This is a genomic window from Sulfitobacter sp. HI0129, assembly GCF_001635395.1.
Classification (GTDB): Bacteria; Pseudomonadota; Alphaproteobacteria; order Rhodobacterales; family Rhodobacteraceae; genus Sulfitobacter.
The window spans coordinates 1-1646 of the sequence record NZ_LWGH01000681.1 but is presented as its reverse complement, the minus strand read 5'-3'; the positions used below and the strand labels follow the sequence as shown (position 1 = coordinate 1646).

2 protein-coding genes and 1 pseudogene are annotated in these 1646 nt (G+C 62.8%); all 3 read left to right on the top strand.

What is annotated here, in order from left to right:
• A pseudogene (locus A3764_RS17260) lies at nt 1–241 on the top strand (lytic transglycosylase domain-containing protein); the annotation flags it as partial.
• Nucleotides 241–1050 (top strand): type IV secretion system protein, encoded by an 810-nt coding sequence (locus A3764_RS17255; RefSeq protein ID WP_067923901.1) that lies wholly within the window; start codon nt 241–243, stop codon nt 1048–1050. The pseudogene A3764_RS17260 and the gene A3764_RS17255, both read left to right, overlap by 1 nt.
• Nucleotides 1051–1067: 17 nt before the next feature.
• A partial coding sequence (locus A3764_RS17250; RefSeq protein ID WP_067951828.1) for a type IV secretion system protein occupies nt 1068–1646 on the top strand: 579 nt, incomplete at its 3' end.

Sequence of the window (1646 nt, the reverse complement as noted above, 5' to 3'; positions counted from 1 at the left end):
GATCAGGCAAGCCGCCCTGCGTATTGCGGAAATCGTCGAACGGATTTCCGAAACCGAGGACGTGCAAGAAAGCATCGCGCTCAACACCTATGCCCGCGCCGAACTCGTGCGCCTCGTCGCTGCACGCATCCGGCTTCAGGCGGCACGCACCCGCGTGCTCTCCGCCGAAGAACTGGCCCAGGCCAGCGCCCGCATGGCCGAAGGCGCGTTCATGGATTTTACGATCAGGGAGATTGAATGATGGGACACCTGCTCTTGAGGACAGTTTTGGTCACAACGCTTGGCATTGGCTTGCAGTTCAGCGCCCTACCCCCTGTCGCAGCACAAGGCGTACCCGTTGTCGATACCCAGAACATCGCGCAAAACATCCAGCAGCTCCGGCAGATGATCGAGGACGAGATCCTGCAAAACGAGCAGCTGACGCAGCTCCGCGAACAGCTTGCGACGCTCACGGACCAACTTGGCGAATTGCAACGCACCTATGAGGCGCTCACCCGCCTCGCCGAACTGCCCGAAATCATCCGCACCGAGATGGAAGATGAATTGAACGGTCTTCTCGACCAGGAGTTCGGGGACATCCTTGCCACGATTGAGGCCATCAAGACGGGGGATTTCTCGGGCCTCTCGGGCTCCGGCGCTGGCGAGATCGAAACCCAGATGGATCGGGTGCTGGCCGATCTCGGCTTTGACGAGGACACGCTCTCGGAAATGGCCACGAGCGGCAATCCCGGGGCCAACCGTGTGGCCACGCAGGCAACAACCGGCGCGCTCGTCTCAGCCGCCGCCCAGAACAGCTATGAAGATGCCGGCCAATCGCTTGAGCGGGTAGACCGCCTTGTCGGGCTCATCGACGACATGGATGAGCTCAAGCAAAGCGTCGATCTCAACACGCGCGTCACAGCGGAACTCGCAATCGCGCTAGTGGCCATGTGGCAGCTCGAAGCGGTGCAGACCGTGGGCGATGGCACCGGCGGCGTGATCGATGCCGCCACTATCGCCGAGGAGCAGCGGTTCATGGATTTCACCCTGCCGGACCTGCGGGCGGACTGATCGCGGGGGCATGACGGGTGGCGACTGAACAAGAAATCATCGAGGAAGAACTGGTCTACGGTGCCCTGCGCCGCGAACGGCTTTGGCAACGCCTTGGTCTGACGGGCCTCGTCTTCGGCATCATCGGCTGCCTGTGCGCAGCAGCAGTCGCGATCCTCGATGTCGATCCCCCGCCTGTCGTTGTCCCCTATGATCCCGCCACCGGCTTTGCACTCCCCGAAGCCTCGGTGGGCGCCTCCTCGGTGACCGCCAACCAGGCGATCATCGAGGCGGAGGTGTTCCGCTATGTGACCGACCGGGAGGTCTATAACCAGCTCGACAACGATCTGCGCATCCGCAGCGTCCTGCGCCGCTCGGACGGAGCTGCCGAGAGCGGGCTGCGCCAGATCTGGAACAGCGCCAACGAGAATTACCCGCCGACGGTCTATGGCCCCAATGCTCGGCTCGACGTGGAAATCCTCAGCATCAACCGGATCGGAACCAACCGAACGACGGTCCGCCTGCGCAAGCGCCTGACGTCCATTAACGGCACCCAGACCGGCCTCTTCACTGCGACGCTTCTCTTCGAGTTCCGCCCGGAGACCCGCCGCTCCATC

Bases quoted from the DNA above. Each gene is read 5' to 3' on its own strand.
- A3764_RS17255 (WP_067923901.1), top strand. From the start codon at position 241: ATGGGACACCTGCTCTTGAGGACAGTTTTGGTCACAACGCTTGGCATT.